The organism is Mesorhizobium sp. Mes31 (assembly GCF_024519675.1).
In the GTDB taxonomy this organism is placed as follows: domain Bacteria; phylum Pseudomonadota; class Alphaproteobacteria; order Rhizobiales; family Rhizobiaceae; genus Mesorhizobium.
The window spans coordinates 77,673-98,509 of the sequence record NZ_JALJRL010000005.1 but is presented as its reverse complement, the minus strand read 5'-3'; the positions used below and the strand labels follow the sequence as shown (position 1 = coordinate 98,509).

The 20,837-nt window shown below is 62.6% G+C and carries 21 protein-coding genes; 12 read left to right on the top strand and 9 right to left on the bottom strand.

Translation table 11 applies throughout. The features are described 5' to 3' along the window. Nucleotides 1-80 precede the first annotated feature (80 nt). The gene (gene hemB / locus NR193_RS10410; protein ID WP_256750769.1) at nucleotides 81-1,112 is read left to right on the top strand and encodes a porphobilinogen synthase; all 1,032 of its coding nucleotides are present in this window, start codon (nucleotides 81-83) and stop codon (nucleotides 1,110-1,112) included. Nucleotides 1,113-1,332: 220 nt separating this feature from the next. Beyond that, nucleotides 1,333-1,980 carry a dihydrofolate reductase family protein gene (locus tag NR193_RS10405; protein ID WP_256750768.1) on the top strand — a complete coding sequence of 216 codons (648 nt, stop codon included), beginning with the start codon at nucleotides 1,333-1,335 and terminating at the stop codon, nucleotides 1,978-1,980. A 204-nt stretch (nucleotides 1,981-2,184) separates the two neighbouring features. Here NR193_RS10405 and ppk2 read toward each other — a convergent pair whose 3' ends face one another. After that, on the bottom strand, nucleotides 2,185-3,105 hold the full coding sequence (ppk2, locus tag NR193_RS10400) for a polyphosphate kinase 2 (RefSeq protein ID WP_256750767.1): 921 nt from the start codon (nucleotides 3,103-3,105) through the stop codon (nucleotides 2,185-2,187). A gap of 272 nt (nucleotides 3,106-3,377) precedes the next feature. On the opposite strand from ppk2, the gene NR193_RS10395 reads away from it, so the two are divergent. Continuing rightward, nucleotides 3,378-4,421, top strand: coding sequence for an aldo/keto reductase (locus NR193_RS10395; RefSeq protein WP_256750766.1), 1,044 nt, complete (start codon nucleotides 3,378-3,380; stop codon nucleotides 4,419-4,421). 131 nt (nucleotides 4,422-4,552) lie between these two features. On the opposite strand, the gene NR193_RS10390 is transcribed toward NR193_RS10395, so the two are convergent. Next, nucleotides 4,553-5,524: a glycosyl transferase family 90 gene (locus NR193_RS10390; protein WP_256750765.1), complete on the bottom strand. Its 972-nt coding sequence runs from the start codon at nucleotides 5,522-5,524 to the stop codon at nucleotides 4,553-4,555. 191 nt (nucleotides 5,525-5,715) lie between these two features. Between NR193_RS10390 and NR193_RS10385 the strand changes: the two genes are divergently transcribed. Next, complete coding sequence (locus NR193_RS10385; RefSeq protein WP_091578098.1) at nucleotides 5,716-5,862, top strand: hypothetical protein; 147 nt, start codon at nucleotides 5,716-5,718, stop codon at nucleotides 5,860-5,862. A gap of 54 nt (nucleotides 5,863-5,916) precedes the next feature. On the opposite strand, the gene NR193_RS10380 is transcribed toward NR193_RS10385, so the two are convergent. Beyond that, nucleotides 5,917-6,150 (bottom strand): DUF982 domain-containing protein, encoded by a 234-nt coding sequence (locus NR193_RS10380; protein ID WP_244529578.1) that lies wholly within the window; start codon nucleotides 6,148-6,150, stop codon nucleotides 5,917-5,919. A gap of 132 nt (nucleotides 6,151-6,282) precedes the next feature. Then, nucleotides 6,283-6,948 (bottom strand): GntR family transcriptional regulator, encoded by a 666-nt coding sequence (locus NR193_RS10375; protein WP_256750764.1) that lies wholly within the window; start codon nucleotides 6,946-6,948, stop codon nucleotides 6,283-6,285. A 182-nt stretch (nucleotides 6,949-7,130) separates the two neighbouring features. On the opposite strand from NR193_RS10375, the gene NR193_RS10370 reads away from it, so the two are divergent. Together NR193_RS10370 and NR193_RS10365 are read left to right on the top strand one after the other, a co-directional pair. Then, the gene (locus NR193_RS10370) at nucleotides 7,131-8,390 is read left to right on the top strand and encodes a multidrug efflux MFS transporter (protein ID WP_256750763.1); all 1,260 of its coding nucleotides are present in this window, start codon (nucleotides 7,131-7,133) and stop codon (nucleotides 8,388-8,390) included. Nucleotides 8,391-8,431: 41 nt separating this feature from the next. Continuing rightward, nucleotides 8,432-8,806 (top strand): DUF423 domain-containing protein, encoded by a 375-nt coding sequence (locus NR193_RS10365; RefSeq protein ID WP_256750762.1) that lies wholly within the window; start codon nucleotides 8,432-8,434, stop codon nucleotides 8,804-8,806. A 336-nt stretch (nucleotides 8,807-9,142) separates the two neighbouring features. Here the strand turns inward: NR193_RS10365 and NR193_RS10360 are convergent, their stop codons facing one another. Next, nucleotides 9,143-9,286 carry a hypothetical protein gene (locus tag NR193_RS10360; protein WP_256750761.1) on the bottom strand — a complete coding sequence of 48 codons (144 nt, stop codon included), beginning with the start codon at nucleotides 9,284-9,286 and terminating at the stop codon, nucleotides 9,143-9,145. 157 nt (nucleotides 9,287-9,443) lie between these two features. Between NR193_RS10360 and NR193_RS10355 the strand changes: the two genes are divergently transcribed. Continuing rightward, entirely contained in the window at nucleotides 9,444-10,520 is a 1,077-nt protein-coding gene (locus NR193_RS10355; protein ID WP_256750760.1) for a LacI family DNA-binding transcriptional regulator, read from the top strand. Nucleotides 10,521-10,540: 20 nt separating this feature from the next. Here NR193_RS10355 and NR193_RS10350 read toward each other — a convergent pair whose 3' ends face one another. After that, nucleotides 10,541-11,746, bottom strand: a complete 1,206-nt coding sequence (locus NR193_RS10350; protein ID WP_256750759.1) for an OpgC family protein — start codon at nucleotides 11,744-11,746, stop codon at nucleotides 10,541-10,543. Between the two features lie 202 nt (nucleotides 11,747-11,948). Between NR193_RS10350 and NR193_RS10345 the strand changes: the two genes are divergently transcribed. Next, nucleotides 11,949-12,614, top strand: coding sequence for an alpha/beta hydrolase (locus NR193_RS10345; protein WP_256750758.1), 666 nt, complete (start codon nucleotides 11,949-11,951; stop codon nucleotides 12,612-12,614). A gap of 134 nt (nucleotides 12,615-12,748) precedes the next feature. Here NR193_RS10345 and sthA read toward each other — a convergent pair whose 3' ends face one another. Then, the gene (gene sthA / locus NR193_RS10340) at nucleotides 12,749-14,137 is read right to left on the bottom strand and encodes a Si-specific NAD(P)(+) transhydrogenase (RefSeq protein WP_256750757.1); all 1,389 of its coding nucleotides are present in this window, start codon (nucleotides 14,135-14,137) and stop codon (nucleotides 12,749-12,751) included. 210 nt (nucleotides 14,138-14,347) lie between these two features. On the opposite strand from sthA, the gene NR193_RS10335 reads away from it, so the two are divergent. From NR193_RS10335 to NR193_RS10325, 3 genes are all read left to right on the top strand, one after another. Next, the gene (locus tag NR193_RS10335) at nucleotides 14,348-14,818 is read left to right on the top strand and encodes an RDD family protein (RefSeq protein ID WP_256750756.1); all 471 of its coding nucleotides are present in this window, start codon (nucleotides 14,348-14,350) and stop codon (nucleotides 14,816-14,818) included. Nucleotides 14,819-14,956: 138 nt separating this feature from the next. Then, nucleotides 14,957-15,721 (top strand): arginyltransferase, encoded by a 765-nt coding sequence (locus NR193_RS10330; protein ID WP_091577533.1) that lies wholly within the window; start codon nucleotides 14,957-14,959, stop codon nucleotides 15,719-15,721. 118 nt (nucleotides 15,722-15,839) lie between these two features. Continuing rightward, nucleotides 15,840-16,736: a DMT family transporter gene (locus NR193_RS10325; protein ID WP_256750755.1), complete on the top strand. Its 897-nt coding sequence runs from the start codon at nucleotides 15,840-15,842 to the stop codon at nucleotides 16,734-16,736. Nucleotides 16,737-16,864: 128 nt separating this feature from the next. Here NR193_RS10325 and NR193_RS10320 read toward each other — a convergent pair whose 3' ends face one another. Beyond that, nucleotides 16,865-18,079, bottom strand: a complete 1,215-nt coding sequence (locus NR193_RS10320; RefSeq protein ID WP_256750754.1) for an AI-2E family transporter — start codon at nucleotides 18,077-18,079, stop codon at nucleotides 16,865-16,867. 233 nt (nucleotides 18,080-18,312) lie between these two features. Continuing rightward, nucleotides 18,313-20,565, bottom strand: a complete 2,253-nt coding sequence (gene parC / locus NR193_RS10315) for a DNA topoisomerase IV subunit A (RefSeq protein WP_256750753.1) — start codon at nucleotides 20,563-20,565, stop codon at nucleotides 18,313-18,315. Between parC and NR193_RS10310 the strand changes: the two genes are divergently transcribed. Continuing rightward, entirely contained in the window at nucleotides 20,521-20,790 is a 270-nt protein-coding gene (locus NR193_RS10310) for a hypothetical protein (protein WP_256751031.1), read from the top strand. The genes parC and NR193_RS10310 overlap by 45 nt on opposite strands. Nucleotides 20,791-20,837: the final 47 nt, after the last annotated feature.

Sequence of the window (20,837 nt, the reverse complement as noted above, 5' to 3'; positions counted from 1 at the left end):
ACCGGATCGCTGGCACAAACGTGTCGCATTGGTCAGCGGCAAGGGCTCGTGGTAAAAGCCGCCGATCTGGAGTTTTGGCGATGAACAAATTCACCCCGACAAAGCCAGCCGGCGCGCGCAGCGTCGACGACATCACCGGCAGCCGTCGTTTGCGCCGCATGCGCAAGACCGACTGGTCGCGCCGCCTCGTGCAGGAGAACCGGCTCACGGTCGACGACCTGATCTGGCCGATCTTCGTCGTCGACGGAAGACAAGTGCGAGAGCCGATCGCCGCCATGCCCGGCGTCTTCCGCCTGTCGATCGACCTTGCCGTCAAGGAGGCCGAACGCGCGGCCAAGCTCGGCATTCCGGCACTCGCCACCTTCCCCAATGTCGACATCTCGCTGCGCGACCAGACCGGTTCGCACATCCTCGACCCCGACAACGTCATCAACCGCGCCACGCGCGCGATAAAGGACGCCGTGCCCGGGATCGGCATCATCACCGATGCTGCGCTCGACCCGTTCACCAGCCACGGCCATGACGGCATTTTGCGCGACGGCATCATCGTCAACGACGAAACGGTTGAACAGGTCGCGGCGGCGGCGGTCATCCAGGCGGCTGCCGGTGCCGACATCATCGCGCCGTCCGACATGATGGACGGCCGCATCGGCGCCATCCGCGACGCGCTCGACGCCAATGGCTTCCAGGACGTGGCGATCATGTCCTACGCAACCAAATTCGCCTCGGCCTTCTACGGCCCCTATCGCGAGGCGGTCGGCACCGCCGGCCTGCTCAAGGGCGACAAGAAGACCTATTACATCGACCACGCCAATTCCGACGAGGCGGTGCGCGAGGCCGAGCAGGACATCGCCGAAGGCGCAGACATGCTGATGGTCAAGCCCGGCATGCCCTATCTCGACATCATCCGGCGGCTGAAGGACGAATTCCAGATGCCGACCTTCGCCTATCAGGTGTCGGGCGAATATTCGATGATCAAGGCGGCCGGCGCCAATGGCTGGATCGACGGCGAGAAAGCGATGCTGGAATCGCTGCTCGCCTTCAAGCGTGCCGGCTGCGACGGCATTTTGACCTACTTCGCACCTGAAGTGGCGGAACTGCTGAAGGGATAACTTTCCTTTCTCGCGGACGGCCGGTCGCGGCGAGCAAATGCCGGCGATCCGCCTCGACATCAAGGATAATTTCCGGCTAGCGGCTGGGAAACCAGAGCGAAGGTCGTTGGACCAGGTGCTTTCGGCTTGTTCGTGTCCAAAAAATACCGCTTGCATTTTGCAATCAGTTTGCTAAAAAACAGCTGCTTGCAAAATACGATCGGTTGTCGAGGAGGCCTTCATGCCCAAGCTGCGTGTCAACGCATTCACCCTGTCGCTTGACGGCTATGGCGCAGGTCCCGATCAGGATCTGCAAAATCCGCTCGGCGTCGGCGGGGAATCCTTGCACAAGTGGTTTGTCGATACCCGCACCTTCCGTAAGATGGTGCTCGGACAAGATGGCGGCACCACCGATATCAACGAGGCGTTCGCGGCGCGCAGTTTCGAAAATGTCGGCGCCTGGATCCTCGGCCGCAACATGTTCGGGCCGATCCGCGGCGAATGGCCTGACGACAGCTGGAAAGGCTGGTGGGGCGACACCCCTCCCTACCATGTGCCGGTTTTCGTACTGACGCACCACAAGCGGGCGCCCATCACGATGGAAGGTGGCACGACCTTTTATTTTGTGACCGACGGTATCCATTCGGCGCTCGAGCAGGCGAAGGCGGCGGCGGCGGGCAAGGATGTGCGGGTTGGTGGCGGCGTCGCCACCATCCGCCAGTACCTGCAGGAAAAGCTGATCGACGAGATGCACCTGGCGATCTCGCCGGTGCTGCTCGGGGCCGGCGAGAACCTTTTTGCCGGCCTCGACATGCCCAAGCTCGGCTACCAGTGCACCGAACAGGTGGCGACGGCGCTTGCCACCCATGTTGTCATCAAGCGCGGTTAGGTGGAGAGCCTAATCTCCCCCCGCGTGTGGGGGAGATGGCCGGCAGGCCAGAGGGGGGCGCTGTCCCTCCAGCGCTTCAATCCGTAGCGACTTTGCATTCCGACCGTCGTCGACAGGCTGTGGAGAGGCTGGCAATCCCGCACGCCCCCCTCTGCCCTGCCGGGCATCTCCCCCACGAGGGGGGAGATCGCAGCTTCGTCTACCTCAATATTTCTCCGGCACATAAAGCTCGCGCGGCAGTGTCTGGCGCTCGTATTCGGGATTGAACACACGCTCGGGCAGCGTGATCTCCTCGTGCGGCACCTCTTCATACGGCATCTGCTTGAGCAGATGGTCGATGCAGTTCAGCCGTGCCCGCTTCTTGTCGTTGCCCTCGACGATGAACCAGGGGGCCTCGGGAATGTTGGTGCGGGCGAAGGTCTCTTCCTTGGCCTTGGTGTACTGTTCCCAGCGCACGCGCGACTGCAGGTCCATCGGCGACAGCTTCCACTGCTTCATCGGATCGTGGATGCGCATCAGGAAGCGCATCTGCTGTTCCTCGTCGGTGATCGAGAACCAGTACTTGACCACGGTGATGCCGGAGCGAACGAGCATGCGCTCGAACTCCGGCACGTCGCGGAAAAATTCCTCGACCTGTTCCGGTTCGGCAAATCCCATCACCCGCTCGACGCCTGAGCGGTTGTACCAGGAGCGGTCGAACAGCACGATCTCGCCGCCGGCCGGCAGATGCGGGACATAGCGCTGGAAATACCATTGCGATTTCTCGCGCTCGGTGGGCGCCGGCAGCGCCACGACACGGCAGATGCGCGGATTGAGCCGCTGCGTGATGCGCTTGATGACGCCACCCTTGCCGGCGGAATCGCGGCCCTCGAAGATCACCACCAGCTTCCTCTTGTGATAGGCGACCCAGGACTGCAGCTTGATCAGTTCGGACTGCAGACTGATCAGGTCGCGAAAATATTGCATGCGATCGATCGATGGCGGATGGGCGTTCTTGTAGATCCTGGCGATCTCCATTGACAGTGCCGGCTCCGACATTTCGAGCTCATAGTCCTCGTCGAGCGTGTCGGCGAGTTCGGCTTCAAGCCAGTCCTTGGCCCCGGATTTCAGTGTGGGTTCGTTCATCTGCGCTGCTCCGCATGCAAGCTGCCATCCGCGATCCTGGCAGGCGCCCTCGCCTCGGCAGGAAAAGGACCCTGAGCCGACTTGATATAGGCCGGCAATGACGGTTTTATTGCAGTCGGCCAGGGTCCAGGCCGCGCTGCAGATCCCACGAGGCATGATCGATCGGGCGTCGTGGCATGGCGACAAGTCGTGCAAATTGTCCTACAAATAGCAGCCACATTCGGGGCGCCTTCCCCGGCATCACTTTCCCCAATGCAATCGCGAGGACTGACATGGAATACCGTACTCTCGGCCGTTCCGGCTTGAAGGTTTCGACACTGACCATGGGCACCATGACCTTCGGCGGCGCCGGTGCCTTCTCCGCAGTCGGCAAGACCGACCTCGAGGAGGCGCGCCGGATGATCGATCTGTGCATCGACGCCGGCATCAACCTCATCGACACCGCCAATGTCTATTCGAACGGCATCTCGGAAGAGATCATCGGCGAGGCCCTCGGCGGCAAGCGCAAGGGCGACGTGCTGATCGCCTCCAAGGCACGGATGCGGATCGGCAAGGGTCCGAACGATGAAGGCCTGTCGCGCTATCACCTGATCCGCGAATGCGAGAAGAGCCTGAAGCGGTTGAAGACCGACGTCATCGACATCTACTTCCTGCACGAGTGGGACGGAGTGACGCCACTGGAAGAAACCATCGCCGCGCTCGACACGCTGGTTGCCCAAGGCAAGGTCCGTTATATCGGCTGCTCCAATTATTCCGGCTGGCAAGTGATGAAGGGGCTCGCCATCAGCGATAGCCATCACCAGCCGCGCTTCGTCACCCAGCAGATCCACTACACGCTGGAGGCGCGCGAGGCGGAGTACGAGCTGCTGCCGATTGCGGTCGACCAAGGGCTGGGCGTGCTGGTCTGGAGCCCGCTCGCCGGAGGATTGCTGTCGGGCAAATACCGCCGCGACAGCCCGACCGCGCGACAGCTCGCCGGCTGGTCCGAGCCGCCGATCCGCGACGAGGACCGGTTGTGGCGCATCGTCGATGTCCTCGTCGATATCGGTACGCAGCGCGGCGTGTCGGCGGCCCAGGTAGCACTGGCCTGGCTGCTTGGCCGGCCGGCGGTCTCGTCGCTGGTGATCGGCGCGCGCAACGAAGCCCAGCTCAAGGACAACCTCGCGGCCGCGGGCCTTGTGCTCACCGACGACGAACGCAACCGCCTGGACGCGGTCAGCCGGCCGCCGCTGCTCTACCCCTATTGGCACCAGCAATTGACGGCAAGGGACCGATTCGGCGCCGCCGATCTCGTGATTGACCGAAGCGGTCTGTGACGCGGGGTTCGACGAGGAGCCCGGCCGGCGCTGGCCGCCGGGGCAACTTCTATCTTTTTGACGCAATCCCCAAGGGAAAGCGCTACGCGCTTGTCCTGGAAAAACCGCTTCACACTTTTCCTGGAATTGCTTCAGCCCGTGATGTAGCGCCAGACTTCGGCGTCCGGTTTGATCTGGCCGCTGAGGACGAAGTATTTGTAGAGCACCAGGAGGGAGATCGCCTGCTCGGCCTGCTCGTTCGCGAATGTCCTGCAATAGGCGTTCGCAGCTTTGATGATGCGCTCGGCTTGCTCCGGGTGCCGCTCGAAATACGCCACGCGCTCGGCAAGGTTCGAGAAATCCGCTTCGAGCGGCACATAGTGAACATTCGCTTCGAGCTGTCTTTCCGCAAACCATGTCTCGTAGGTCGGCGGCGGCATCAGGCAAAGCGACTTCGAGTTCATGATCCACTTCAGGTTGGTCGCCACGTCATTGCCTTCGAGCGAGACAATGTAGCGATAACGCTGATGCTGGCTGATGCTGAGGAAGGGCTTGCTGTACTCGGCCGGCGCGTTCGGCTTGTGCGAGCCGGCGTCGCAGAACGGCAAGTCGCGCACGGCGTTCAGAAACCTTGTGCGTATCGGATTGTTGAGATCGCCGCGCCAGACCACGCTCGGAAGCTTGTCGGCGAACGCAGTTGCGTCGGCAGGCATCTGGAAATGACGAAACTTGTCGAGCTTCATGATGACCGCATTGCTGTCGTCGGCGAGGATCGGCCGATCCTTCACGATCGAAGGCACCTTCGGCACCTTCCTGACGTCTCCGTATTCCACGTCGATCAGCAGCCCGCGATCGAAGTAGCGGGCAAATTCCTTCAGGTCGTAATAGTACATGGTCGGCGTAAACGGCAGCTCGCCTATGCGCACCGCATCGGCGCTGGGCGTAAACGCGTCCTGCAGCTTGTTGTAGTAATTCAGCCGCCGGCGAACCGAAGCGTCCGGGAGCCTTGCCTTTTCGAGGCGAGCGGCCAGCCTGTGGCGAAACAACGCCTGCGGGACGATATCGCGCGCAAAGTTTCGCGCATAGTAGAAAACCCTTGCCGTCGTTCGCGCAATTGTGGCCATGGTTCACTTGATCAAAACAAGCGGGCAGCTCTCAATACCTTGGCGCCCCGGTTCCTCCTACACCATTGTGCCGCGCATCTTGCAAGCCCCGGACCATCATCGACGCCAACAGCCGGGCACTTCACTGTTGTGTTTGGCGGCCAATGCTCCTAGGCAGGGTCAGAGCCGCGAGGCAGTGAAAAGGAGCCGATATGGCACGAGCACCAAACTACGATCAGGAACGCAAGGAACGCGACCGCCAGAAGGCGGCCAAGAAGGCTGAGAAGCTGGCGGCCAAGGTTGCCGCGCGGGAACGTTCGCAGCCCGAGAGCGAGACTGAAACCGAAGCAGCGAAATGACGGCAAAAGGCCCGCGAATGCGGGCCGTGCCTCAATCCGGATTGTCGCCTCGCGTCAGGCCGTCGCCTTGTCGCTGACGAAGACGTCCACTTCGCGCGCCGCGGCAATGAAGGCGCGCCTGGCGTTCATCGCCGGCTTGTCGCCAGCCAGCGCATCATGACAGGCTTGCAGCGCCGCGCGATGCTTGGGGCTGCGTTTGCCCGGCCAGCTGTTGAGCAGGTAGTCGGAAGCCTCTCGGGCCGAGCGCAAGAGCTGAGTGCTTCCCGCCGCGACTGACTTGACCGTCACGGGTGTTTCAAATCGGTTGTTTTCCATCGCCGCTCTTACGCCATCGACGCCCGCGAAGCGAGGCCGAAAGTGCATCTCGCGTCCGGGACGTCGCCTTTTGCGCGGCAACCGCCCTGCCCTGCAACCGCCGCACTAAGCGGCAACGACGGCAAAACCCCTGGCGCGAAGACCACGCCTATCGTTGGCGAGCGACGTCACCAGCCTGTCGCGGCTGCCGACTATGTGGGCCGAAAGCCGGCGCGCGGCGTCATCGGCATCGCCAAGGCGTATCGCCGCCAGAATGGCGCGATGTTCGGCCCAGGCACGGGCAAGCGCCGCCTCGTCGCGAACCTCCAGCCAACGGGCCCGCGACAGGCGCGTCATGGCATCGCGGACCGCGCGAAACAGGAACTCGTTGCCCGACAGGCGCGCCAGCTCGATGTGAAAATCCATGCCGACACGATGCCATTCCTCGCGCGGCGTGTTGCTGTCGCAGGATTCGAGCATCGCCTCGATGACATCGACCCCGCTCCTGTCGGCCAAGGCACAGGTCAGACGAAGTGCCGCAACCTCGACCGCCTCCCTGTAGACGGCGATCTGCTCGAGTTCAGCCAGATTGATGGGCGACACCGTCCAGCCACGACCGTCCCTGCCGACAAGACCCTCGGTCTCGAGCCGCAGCAGCGCTGCCCTGACGGGGGTTCGCGACGCTCCGAAGCGACTTTCGATCCAACGCTCGGTCAGTTTCTCGCCAGGACCGATCTCGAGGCCCAGGATCATCTCTCGAAGCTGTTTTTCGACGCTCTGCATCTGCGACATTGTCGTTCCCGTTTTCTGGCCGTTTGCTGGCGACCGGCTTGCGGCCTGCGTCTTCCGATCACGTTTGAGAGGGTCGCATTGACAGCGGCCAGGCTAGCGTCCATGACGGATACCATCTTGGTATCCCAAAATGGTATCCGCAGCAACAGGCTACTCCGAGTTGCTCGGGCAGGACATTCGACATGCCGCAGAACACGCCCCCGGCGACCGACAGCACCTACAACGTCCACTGGCGGCGCAATCTGTTCGTATGCTTCGCCGGTTCGTTCTCGACGCTTGTCGCCATGACGCTGCTCTTGCCGTTCCTGCCGCTCTATATAGAGCAGCTCGGCGCCGAAGGTCATGCAGCGATCGTGCAATGGTCCGGGATTGCCTATGTCTCGACCTTCTTCGCGGCGGCACTGGTGGCGCCGCTCTGGGGACGCCTTGGCGACCGCTATGGCCGCAAGTCGATGCTGGTTCGCGCCAGTTTCGGCATGGCCATCTGCATGTCGCTGACCGGCATGGTGCAGACAGTCGGGCAACTGGTGCTGCTGAGGCTGCTGATTGGTTTTGCCGGCGGCTATTCCTCGGGATCGACCATCCTCGTCGCCATGCAGACGCCCAAGGAGCGTTCCGGCTGGGCGCTTGGACTGTTGTCGGCCGGGATCACGGCTGGCGCGCTGGTCGGCCCGCTGGTTGGCGGCGCCTTGCCGCCGCTGATCGGCATCCGCGCCACCTTCCTGTTGTCCGGCGGCGTCATCTTCTTGGCCTTCCTGGCGACCACCTTCCTGATCAAGGAGAATCCTCGGCCGAAGACAACGGATGCCGCATCGAAGGGGAAGCCAAAAGGCGGTTGGGCACAAATCCCCGACAAACGGCCTGTTGTCGCCATGCTGGCCACCGGCATGCTGTTGAGTTTCGCCACCATGTCGATCGAGCCGATCATCACCGTCTATGTGCAGCAGCTCATCGAGGACCAGAGCCGCGTCACGCTGATCTCGGGCGTCGTCATGTCGGCGGCGGCGCTGGGCGCCATCCTGTCGGCGTCGCGCCTCGGCAAGCTCGCCGATCGCATCGGCCATTGGAACGTCATCATCGGCGCGCTTGCCGTCTCGGCCCTGCTGCTGATCCCGCAGGCCTTCGTCACGCAAAGCTGGCAACTCATCGGCCTGCGTTTCCTGATGGGCCTGGCGCTGGGCGGGCTGCTGCCCTGCATCACCAGCGTGATCCGCCACAATGTTCCCGATGGCGTTGGCGGCAATGTGTTGGGACTCTCGATCTCCGCCCAATATGTCGGACAGGTCGCCGGCCCCTTGCTTGGCGGTTTTGCCGGTGGCCATTTCGGCATGCGCTCGGTGTTTCTCGGCACCTCCGTCTTGATGGCGGGCGGAGCGGTGTATAATTGGCTGGCGCAATCGCGCCGCGAGCAGGACATGCTCACCAACCCCGGCAAGTCCTGACCGGATTGGCCGCATCCCTTGAACGTCACGGAGCCACGGATATGAGCACGGTCGAGCAGTCTTCCGGCAACAGCGGCCGCGTCCTCATCCTGGCCGCCGGCCTCTGCGGTGCCGCCGGCGTGGCGCTGTCGGCCGCGGCTGCGCATCTGGGCGGCGCCTTCGTCGGTACCGCCGCATCCTTCCTGCTCATGCATGCGCCGGTCTTCCTCGCCACAGGATTGCTCGGCGCGAACCGGATCCTGCGCATCGGCAGCCTGGTCCTGCTGGTCGGACTTCTCTTGTTCTGTGGCGACCTGCTCGCCCGAGACTTCCTCGGCTCGCGATTGTTCCCGCTGTCGGCGCCGATCGGCGGCACCTTGCTCATCGCCGGCTGGCTGGTGATCGCGGCCTCGGCACTGGGGCGGGCTCGTTCCTGATCCGGCTGAGTTCCCGCACCAGCGGTTCCGAAAAGGCGGATGATGCCTCGGGGCGCCCTGCCCTGGGACTGGATCCGGCCGAGAAGACCCATGCCAGGCCGCTGCCTGTCAAACGTTTTCCGAATGATCAGTCTTGGCAGCGTTCCGGCGGAACAAGCAATTCGCGATTGCGCCGTAACCTGGTCGGACGGCGCGCCTCCGGCCGGCGGCAAGCAGGCGAGATGCCCCAATAGTTGCGGTAGATGTCTTCGAACAGATAGCTCACGGGATGCATATTGTGTTCTCCTTTAAAGATTTGAATCGATCCAATCGATCAGCAAGAAAATGCGGCGCCATTCAGCTCCGCTTGCGCTCCACGAGGAACCGCAACTCACGAACCCATGGGCTGGCGATGCCACGGCGCCTCTGCGTCACCGTGTGCGAGGTGAGGCTCCAGTCGTTGCGATAGATGTCCTCGAACAGAAAATTGACGGGGTGCATGGCACATCTCCCTCGACCACCGATTGAATCGATCCAATCCATTAAACCACTGCACACTTGGATCGATTCAAACATACCCCTCGCCGAACCTTTGATCAAGTCAAAATTTGAACCGATCCAACGAAAGTGTTAGATGATGTGGGTTCAGGAGACGAAGATGGCGCCATTGACCTCTGGAAAGACAAGACCGGTCCGGCTGGCAGACATCGCCAAAGCGGCCGGCGTGTCGCACGGCACCGCCTCCAACGTGTTCGCCCGTCCGGAGATCGTGCGCGAGGAAGTCCGCGAGCGGGTCAAGGCGGCGGCCGAGGCAATGGGGTACGGCGGACCGGACCCCAAAGGACGGCTGCTGCGCGCCGGCAAGGTCAACGCCATTGGCGTCGCCACCGGCGAACCCTTATCCTATTTTTTCGACGACCCTTTTGCCCGGGTGATGATGGCCAGCATTTCGCAGGCTTGCGACGCGACCGGCGCCGGGATCTCGCTGGTCTCGGCCGCCAACAGCGAACAGCTAGCATGGAACATCCAGAGCGCCCTGGTCGACGGGTTCATCGTCTTCTGCATGGAGGGCGATTCGCGACTGGTGCAACTGGCACGCGAACGCAAGCTGCCCTTTGTGGCGCTCGATCTCGATTCGGACGACCAGACGGTCGCGGCGATCGGTATCGACAACATAGCCGGGGCCGGCCTGGCGGCTCGTCATCTGGCCGAGCTTCGGCATCGTCGCTTTGCCGTGCTTGCCCTGCCCTGTGCGGACGCCGGCTTCGGTCCTACCACCCAGGCACAAGTGGAGATGGCCCTCTATTCCGGTACGCGCGACCGCCTGCGCGGCTATTTCGCGGAACTCTCCAGTTTCGACATCGACGTCTCGCTTGTGCCGATCTACGAAACCGTCAATGACGAGAAAAGTGTCTGGGCCGGCCTCGATCATATTTTCGGCGGCGCCGAGCCGCCAACGGCAATCCTGGCAATGTCGGACAGGATCGCCCTGCATGCACTGGACTGGCTGCGACAGCATGACATCGCCGTGCCGGGCGACGTTTCGATCGTCGGCTTCGACGGTGTCCCGGAAGGGGCGATCTCCGAGCCGCCGCTGACCACCGTCGCCCAGCCGATCGCCGAGATGGGCCGCCGCGCCGTCAAGGCGATCCTGGAAAATGACGGCTCGCTCAGCCGGCAATTGCTGCCGGTCGACCTCGTGGTGCGGGCCTCATCCGGCCCCCCGCCGGCCTGAACGCCGGTCGCCTCAAAGCGTCATCGGCTCACCCTTGCCGTCATGGCTGGCATGCCGAAGGATGCATGGACGGGCGGTGTCGCGTTGGGAACCGGCCTGCTTTTTCCGGACCAGCCGAGGCCTGAAAGCCATTCGAGATAATAGGCGAGCGCGAACTGCATGGCGATGCCGGCGGCGATCAACAGGCTGTCATAGGCGAACCCGCCGGGATTGATCTGCTTGAGCACCTGCGCCGCCATGGCCAGCACCGTGCCGGCAATGAAAACCGGCAGCGATCGCTTGCCCAATATGGCAAGCGGGTGATCGCGCCCGGTGCGAAACAGGTTGGAAATCGCCGGGAACGCCACGATCAGGTAGCTCACCGCCAGGATATGCAGCAGCCTCGGCAGCGACAGAAACGTCTTGTCAAAGCCGGTCAGCACGGAAGGCAGGCCAAGCCAGGAAATCTGTCCCCAGAGCGGACTGTGCACCCACACCAGCGCCGTGACGGTGTAAGCGAGAGCCGCGCCAACCACCCAGCGATTGACCGGGATGCTGCCGCCGCGACGCACATGCAGTGTGCCCGCCAGGCCGATGTTGAAGAGGAACTGCCACGACAGCGGGTTGAGGAACCAGAAGCCGGGCTCGGGATAGTTCGGCGGCGCGATCTGGTAGATCCCCGCCACCAGCCATAGCGCACCGGAAGCGGCCAGCGCTGGCAACGGGCGGTGGCTGACAACGAGCAGGAAGACCGGCGCCAGCAGCAGCAGAACCGCATAGACCGGCAGGATGTTGTTGTAGCCCAGCTGATGCCCAAGCGTGACGATGCCAACCAGAACTTCCGGCGTGTTCTTCATGAGCGGCTCGATGTTGATCAGCTTCAACAACTCCGGCCGCCTGGCGAATACCGCCGCGGCGCAGAACAAGGCCATGACCACCATGGTGGTGACGATGTGAGCGGCATAGAGCACGCCGGCGCGCCGCCACATTTTCAGGGTCGCCAGCAGCCGGTTGCCGGGCTGAAATTTCCTGCCGTAGGCAAGAGCGACCGAGATGCCGGAAATCAGCACGAAGACCTCGGCCGCGTCCGAAAAGCCGAAATTCTTGTAGGTCAGATATTCGAAGGCGGTGCCCGGCACATGGTCGACATAGATGGTCAGAAGAGCGAGAGCGCGGAAGACATCAATGCGCGTGTCGCGGTCGGGGACACGCGCAGAAGCGCGATCCGGGGAAATTGGGGTGGTCATCGACAAAAGGCCTCAAAGCTGGTTGTTCATGCCGGCAATGCGACCCCCGGCGCACCCCTTCGATTCCTCCCACGGGGATGATATCGGCGAAGAAACGGACTGTAATGCGCCCGGTTCAATCAACTTTCGCGGAGCTTGAAAATATTGCGTTTTGAAGCCGGCAAAATGAACAAAAGCAATTCGAAATCAAAAGGCTGTGATCGTGACTGAAGAAGCCTTCGAAGACGTCGCCCCGCGGCGCGATCTGGGTTTTTTCTACCGCCTCTACCGGCCCGCCGATGCAACCGGTGAAGTGCTTTTTCTGCTGCACGGATCCGGCGTCGAAGAGACCACTCTGGTCCCGCTCGGGAAACAGATCGCGCCGCGCGCGGTGCTGGTGGCGGTGCGTGGCCGTATCGCCCAGGAAGACGGTTTCCGCTGGTTCACGCGGATCACCCCGACGCGCTTCGAGCAGCATAGCATTCGCGACGAGGCGGACGCGTTTGCCGGCTTCATCGGCGACGCGGCGCTGCATCACGATCTCGATCTCTCCCGCGCGACGTTCCTCGGCTACTCGAACGGCGCCAATCTGCTTTCCAGCGTTATGCTGTTGCATCCCGGCCTGGTCGAACGAGCCGCATTGCTGCGGCCGATGCCGGTGTTGGACGATGTACCGCCGACGGATCTGTCAAAGGTGCGTGTGCTCATCATTGCCGGCGCCGCCGACGTGACCTATGCGCCCTTCGCGCCGGCACTGGTGACGCTGCTTAGCCAGCACGGCGCCGACCTTGACGCCCGGATCGTTCCGTCGGGCCACGAATTCGGTGGCGCGGATGCGGCTATCGTCAGGCAGTGGCTGACAGCGCCCCAGTCACACGAGAATGGTTGACGGCGGCGAAACCATCATCCAGGGCTGGTATGGAGCGCGGGTGCGGCGCTCAAACTGACTCATGTGCCTGCTATTGCCTTCACTCGCGCTACCCGCGGAACGATGGCGGGAGAGCGGCCGAATGAACTGGTCGCCTACCCTCGCCCCATCCTGTTCCACGCGTCGAGCCCGGCGATCTTGTAGGCTTCGGCGAGCGTCGGATAGTTGAAGGTGTTGTTGACGAAGAAGTCGACGGTGCCGCCGAGATTGATCACCGCCTGGCCGATATGGATCAGCTCGGTGGCCCCCTCGCCTACTATATGCGCGCCAAGCAGCCGGCGCGTCTCGATCGAGAACAACAGCTTCAGGAAGCCGGTGTTGACGCCCATGATGTGGCCGCGCGAGGTTTCGCGGAAGCGCGCCACGCCGACCTCGTAGGCAGCCCCACTCTCGCGCACCTGTTCCTCGGACTGGCCGACCGTCGAGATCTCCGGCACCGCATAGATGCCGTAGGGAAAGGTTTCCGGTGGTGGCGGCAAGGGCACGCCGAAGGCGTGGCAGGCCGCCACCCTGCCTTGCTCCATCGAGGTGGAGGCAAGGCTCGGAAAGCCGATGACATCGCCGGCGGCGTAGATGTTTGCCACGCTGGTCTGGAAAGTCTGCTGATCGACCTTGATACGCCCCCTCGGGTCGGCGTCGATGCCGACAATATCCAGCCCCAGGCTGCCGACATTGCCGGTGCGACCGGCGGCGTAGAGCACGACCTCGGAACGAATGGTGCGGCCATCGGCCAGTTCCACTTCGGCGGTGTCCGGCTTGGACCGGATTTCCTTCACGGCGCTGCCCAGGCGGATCGTCATGCCGCGATCACGCATCTGGTGGATGAAATCGTCAACGATCTCACGGTCGACGAAATCAAGGATCGAGTTGCGCGGCTCGACCAGCGTCACCGGCACATCGAGCGCGGAAAAGATCGTCGCGTATTCGACGCCGATGACGCCGCCGCCGATCACGGTCAGGGTTCGCGGCAGGCGGTCAAGCTCCAGCATCTCGTCGCTGTCGAAGACGCGGGTCTTGTCGAAAGGCACGTCGCGAGGCCGGTGCGGCCTTGTGCCGACCGCGATCAGCGCATGGGCGAAACCGACCTCGCTGTAGTCGCCAGTGTCGGTGGTCAGGCTGACCTTGTTGGGGCCAAGAAATCTCACATCGGCGCGCGCGCTCTTGACGGTGTTGCGCATGAACTGATGCTGCAGCACCTCGACCTCGTGATCGAGCGTCTTGTGCAAGCGTTCGATCAGGTCGCCGACCGAGATATCCTGCTTGACCCGATAGCCGCGGCCGTAGAAACCGCGCTCGCGCCAGCCTGAGAGGTTGAGCACCGTTTCGCGCAGCGTTTTCGATGGGATGGTGCCGGTATGCACCGATACGCCGCCGAGACGCCGGCCCCGGTCGACCACCAGCACCGATTTGCCGAGCTTGGCCGATTGCACCGCGGCGCGGCGCCCGGAGGGCCCGCTGCCGATGACCAGCATGTCGTAGTCCATGGTGCCCCGTCCCTCTGCCCCTGCGCGCTTTGTTGCGCCGCAGCAAGCTAATGCTATCCGCAAAGCAAATTCAACCGATTCGCACCGCATCCCTTGCCGTTCGAACCTTGCCCGCCTTGAAAAGCTCGATCTTGATTCCGCCGCGAGCCTTCACCATTTCAATGTCGAGCGGCCCGCACCCTATGTCGGGCCCTATTACGAGGAAATGACATGAACGCGCGCGTTCTCGACGGAGAAATCATCATCACCAGGCTCGACGACGTGCGGGCCTATGACGGCGTGCGCACGCGGCGCATCCTGGCCTTCGTGATCGACTATGTCATTGTCGCGCTGCTCACCATCCCGTTCGCCATACTGGTGTTTTTCCTCGGGCTGCTGACCCTCGGCCTTGGCTGGATGCTGTTTGGCGTCCTGGTACCGGCCGTCGCCATCCTCTACATCTGGAACACGCTGGGCAGCGCCGACCAGGCCACGACGGGCATGAAGATGATGGGCATCCGCCTCGACCGGCTCGACGGCAGGCCGATCGACGGTCTCACCGCCGTCGTCCATTCGGTGCTGTTCTGGGCTGGCAACGTCATCCTGTCGCCGCTGGTCCTGCTGGTGACTCTGTTCGCCGATCGCAAGCGCACGCTGCACGATCTGCTGCTTGGCACGGTGGTCAACCGCACCGACCGCTGACGGCATTTTCGGGAGCGCCGAAGGCCCTCTCGGCGCAAATGTGAAGCGTCGTCTCAACCACGCCCTCACAATCCTGTTGAATTTTTCGCCGTCCGCGCCAAAGGTAGAGCGATTCGAAGGAGTGTATCCAAAGGCTCGATGACGCAGCATCCGACCCAGTCGCCGCAGTTCTTCCTGACCGCGCCGTCGCCGTGCCCCTATCTCGACGGCCAGTTCGAGCGCAAGGTGTTCACGCACCTCGTCGGCGACAAGGCGTCGGAGATGAACGACCTGCTTACGCAAGGTGGCTTCCGGCGCTCGCAGAACATCGCCTACAGGCCGGCGTGCGAGACCTGCCGCGCCTGTGTTTCCGTGCGTATCCTGGCTCAGGAATTCGTCACCAGCCGCAGCATGAAACGCGTGCTGCAGCACAATTCCGACCTCGTCGGCGCCATGCACGGTGCCGAACCCTCCACCGAACAATATTCGCTGTTCCGCAGCTACCTCGATGCCCGTCACCGCCGTGGCGGCATGTCCGACATGACGGTGCTCGACTACGCCATGATGGTCGAGGACACCCATGTCGACACCAAGGTGATCGAGTACCGGCGGCGCGGACCCGACACCTTCATCACCGGCAAGGGACAAGGCGAGCTGATCGCGGTGGCGCTTACCGACAAGATGGCGGACGGCCTGTCGATGGTCTATTCCTATTTCAATCCCGATTTCGACGAGCGCTCGCTCGGCACGTTCATGATCCTCGACCACATCGCGCGCGCCCGGGCGATGGGCCTGCCCCATGTCTACCTTGGCTACTGGGTCAACGGCTCGCGCAAGATGAATTATAAGATGCGCTTCATGCCGCAGGAGCATCTCGGCCCGAAAGGCTGGGAGCGCTACACCAACGAAGCGGTTGCACGCTGAGTTTTTCCACGATCCACGCTTAAACTGTTTCAAGGCAGGGATGCTGGTCTTTCAGCCGGTTGGCTGGAGAGTGCGCCATCGCGCCGGGTCATCTGCATCTCATTGCGAAAGTTGCCGCATGTCTTCCCACAACGACCACCAGAAGGGCCTTTTGATAACCGCCATTGGCGGACTGACACTGACCGTCGACATTCCGCTGATCCGCCTCGCCGACGGTGGCGCTTGGACGATCCTGTTGCTGCGCACCGGCACCACCTTCGTCGCTGCCATGATTATCTGGTCGATCTGGCGCGCGCTCAGCCGGAACGCCCCGCAGCTCATCCCCGGCTGGTCCGGCCTCGTCGTGGCGATATGCTACGGGCTGACCTCGATCACCTTCGTCACCGCCGTCTATCACACCTCGACCGCCAACCTGGTGTTCATCCTGGCTTTCAACACCGTGTTCGCGGCATTGCTGTCCTGGATATTCCTGAAGGAGAGGCCGCGGCTGGTGACGATCGCCGCGATGCTGATCATGATTCTCGGCGTGCTGGTCATTGTCGGCGGTTCTGTCGGCACCGGGCATCTGTTCGGCGATTTCATGGCGCTGTGTTCGGCCTTCTTCATCGCCGTTGCCATCACCATCTCGCGCGCCAGCGGCAAGGATATGGGATTCACGGCCCTGGTCGGCGTCCTTCTGCCACTCGCGCTGGCGGCATTCATGGTCACCGGCGAAGGCATTCAGGTGAACGCGCCATGGTGGATCATCTTCAACGGCGCCGTCGTCATGCCGATCTCGTTCTTCTGTCTCGCCAACGGGCCAAAGTATATTTCAGGGCCGGAAGTGGCGATGTTCTACCTGCTCGAAACCGTGCTGGCGCCGGTCTGGGTCTGGATGATCTTTGCCGAAACACCGACCCGCAACAGCCTGATCGGCGGCACGATCCTGATCATCACGCTGGTCGCGCATTCGCTTTGGCAGCTGCACGAGGGACGCAAGCGCCGTACCGACCTCGCGGTACATCATCCGGCCTAGAGCATGATCCCGAAAAGTGGAATCCGGTTTTCGGGAAAGATCATGCTCAAACAAAGAGATAGAGCCCCATCCCGATTCCATCGGGATGGAACAGGCTCTAGCGTCATGGCGCAAGCCGGCATTCGGGATCAGGCGCTGGCTTTCTTCACCGCGACCGGCTCCGGCAGAACCTCTATCCGCCGACCAGCTTCGATTTCCGCCAGCGAATCGGGAACCACCTCATCGGCCAGTTCCACCTCGCGCAGCCATTCGCGCCAGATCGCAACCAGCAGGGCCATCAGCACCGGGCCGATGAACAGGCCGAGAAAACCCATCGTCTTGACGCCACCGATCAGGCCGAAAAAGGTGGGCAGGAAGGGCAGTTTTATCGGCCCGCCGACGAGCTTCGGGCGCAATGTCTTGTCGACGATGAACAGTTCGACCGCGCCCCACAAGAACAGCGCCAGCCCGGCCATGGGCGAGCCGCTGGCGGCGAGATAGATCGAGACCAGGGTGAAGGACAGTGGCGCGCCGCCGGGGATAAGCGCCATGACACCTGTCAGGGCCCCGAGCGTTACCGGGGACGGAACGCCGGCCAGCCAGTAGGCGACGCCCAGCACCAGCCCCTCGCCGATGGCGATGACGGTCATGCCGGTCACGGTCGAAGAGATCGTCGCCGGCACGACGCGCGAAATCCGCTCCCATCTCGTCGGCAGGATGCGTTCGCCAAGACGATCGACCTGACCAGCGAAGTGCTCGCCGTCACGATAGGCGAAGAACAGCGCGATCATCATGAACAACAACGTCAACAGCAGGCCGAAAGCACTGCCGCCGGCAGCCAGCACGCCGCGATAGATGCTGCCGATATTGGCGCCGCTGACCAGCTGGATCAGTTCACCAATGCCGCCGGGATGGCCGATATTCGTGGTCCACTGCTCGTTCAACCACTCGCCCACGACAGGCAGCGTGGCGATCCAGTGCGGCGTGACGGCACCGTGCCGGTTGGTCTCGATCGCCCAGCCGACCCACTCGCGCACCTCGTTGATGGCGTAGGTGCCGGCAAGCGCGATCGGGATGACCAGGAAGGCGAGGATGAACAGGATGGCAAAGGTCGCGGCGATGGTGCGGTTGCCGCCGACGCCGGCCAGCAGCCGCCGATAAAGCGGCCAGCTGGCGAAAGCGATGACAAGCGCCGCCAGCACAGGAAACAGGAAACCGTGAAAGAAGTAGACGCCGGCGGCGACGATCAGCACCAGCAGCCAGCGCGCCGCCGACAGCGGCGGGATGACGGCGGACCTCAACGGCGTCGACAGGCCAAACAGGCGCTGCTGACGTTCCGGCTTCTGGATTTTTGCTTCCTTCAAACGCCTGCCTCTCCCAACACCTTCCCACTTATGCACTGATATAGTGCAGCAATCGTGACGACATTCCAAATGGTGCTGGTGCAGCCGCTGCGCTCCCCGCTCGAGGGCGGGTGAACTACTAGTCCGCCGAAGGCGAATTCATCGTGCCAGATGGCATGTGAAGGCCGGCGAACGCCCGGACGTTGCGAAGCAGCGTGGACCCGGCAGGCTGTCAGTCAGCGATATGCCCGGCTTTAACCGAACTTCCCCGTCCTGGGGAACCCTTTTGGCACCATGCGTCCAGCCGAAGCACGAGCGCCGATCCATTCGGCCAGTTCCTCGCGCGATCTGGTGAAGGTGCGGTCGGCAGAATCCTGCCAGGTGAGGCCGGTCTCGAGCGTGAACGGCTTGAGGTCGAGAAGGCCGCCATCCTTGTATTTCTGCAGGCGCACGCCCTTGCCGCGCCCCATTTCCGGAATCTCGGAAAGCGCGAACACCAGCATCTTGCGGTTCTCGCCGACGATAGCCAGATGATCGCCCGCGACCGGCACGCAGCGCTGCGCTTCATCGGGCGCCTTGACGTTCATCACCTGCTTGCCCTTGCGGGTGTTGGCGACCACCTCTTCCTCCGGCACGATGAAGCCATTGGCGTCATGCGAGACCAGCAAGAGCTTGCGCTTCGGATCGTGAACGAAAGCGGTGACGATGTCCTGGTCATTGTCCATGTCGACGATGATGCGGATCGGCTCGCCGTGGCCACGCCCGCCGGGCAGCCGGTCGGCGCCGATGGTGTAGAATTTGCCGCCGGTGGTGAAGACGAGCACCTTGTCGGTGGTCTGGGCATGGAAGGCGAGCTTGAGGCTGTCGCCTTCCTTGAAGGTCAGGGTCGAGAGATCGGCCAGATGGCCCTTCATGGCTCTCAGCCAGCCCTTTTCCGAGACGACCACGGTGACCGGCTCGCGCTCGATCATGGCGTGCGCAATGTCGGTCAGGTCGTGCTCTGGCGCATCGGCGAACTGGGTGCGGCGCTTGCCGAGTTCGGTCTCCGGGCCGAACTTGTCACGGATGTTGGTGACTTCCCATTTGATGGTTGCCCATTGCTTGTCGTTTGAAGCAAGCAGTGCCTCGATCTGCTTCTTCTCGGCGCTCAAGCCGTCGAATTCCTTGCGGATCTCGAATTCTTCCAGCTTGCGCAGCGCGCGCAGCCGCATGTTGAGGATGGCTTCGGTCTGGGTGTCGGTGAGCGACCAGCGGGCCATCATCACCTGCTTGGGCTCATCCTCTTCGCGGATGATCCTGATCACCTCGTCGATGTTGAGGTAGGCGATCAGGTAGCCGGCCAGAATCTCCAGCCGCTTTTCGATCTCGCCGAGCCGATGTTTCGAGCGGCGGATCAAGACATCGCGGCGGTGCTCGAGCCATTCCTGCAGAACGCCCTTCAGCGACAAGACGTTGGGCACCTTGCCCCGCGACAAGACATTCATGTTGAGCGGGAAACGGCTTTCGAGCTCGGTAAGCTTGAACAGCGATTCCATCAGGATGCCGGGGTCGACAGAACGGCTCTTCGGCACCAGCACGACGCGGATGTCCTCGGCGCTCTCGTCCCTGATATCCTCGAGCAGCGGCAATTTGCGCGCCATCAACAGCTCGGCGATCTTCTCGATCAGCCGCGCCTTCTGCACGCCATAGGGAATTTCGGTGACGACGATGCTCCAGGTGCCCCTGCCCTGGTCCTCCTGGCTCCACTTCGACCGGACACGAAAGCCGCCGCGCCCGGTCTCATAGGCTTCGAGGATAGAGGCGCGGCTGTCGACGATGATGCCGCCGGTCGGAAAATCCGGGCCCTGGACGAAGTCCATCAGCTTCGCCACCGGTGCATCGCGATGCTCGATCAAGTGAAGTGCCGCATCACAAAGCTCGGCCGCGTTGTGCGGTGGGATCGATGTCGCCATGCCGACCGCGATGCCGGACGAGCCGTTGGCCAACAGGTTCGGAAAGGCGCCGGGCAAGACCACCGGCTCCTCATCCTCTTCATTGTAGGTCGGCCGATAGTCGACGGCGTCCTCGGTGATGCCGGACAAAAGCTCGGTCGCCACATCGGTCATGCGCGCTTCGGTGTAACGCATGGCGGCGGCGTTATCGCCGTCGATGTTGCCGAAATTGCCCTGCCCGTCGACCAGCGGGTAGCGCATCGAGAAATCCTGCGCCAGCCGCACCAGCGCGTCATAGATCGACTGGTCGCCATGCGGGTGGAACTTGCCCATCACCTCGCCGACGATGCGGGCGCATTTGGCAAAGCCCTGGTCGGGATTGAGGCGCAGCAGGCGCATGGCATGCATGATGCGGCGATGGACCGGCTTCAGCCCGTCGCGCACGTCGGGAAGCGCCCGGTGCATGATGGTCGACAGCGCATAGGCAAGATAGCGCTCTTCCAGCGCCTTCTTCAGATCGACCGGTTCGATATGATCGCCGCCGCCATCTTGAGGCGGCAAAAGCCTTTTTCCCATGGGCTGGGACTAGCCGAGCGGATGATTCGCGGCAAGAGGCAGGCAGATGTCCTGCCCGTTCTGCAACATCAAACCGTGCCTTGGAGGATATTGGCCAACATCAACTCGTTACATGCGGTCTCTATGGCCAAGCGCAGTGACATCCGGCAACCGGATATTCATGACAAATTCACCGGTTTGCGCAAAGACGGTGGGATCGGATTTGCCTTTCGCCGTGATTTTTGACCATTGTGCCGGGACACGCCTTTTTCCCGTCCAGTTCGTCACGGAAT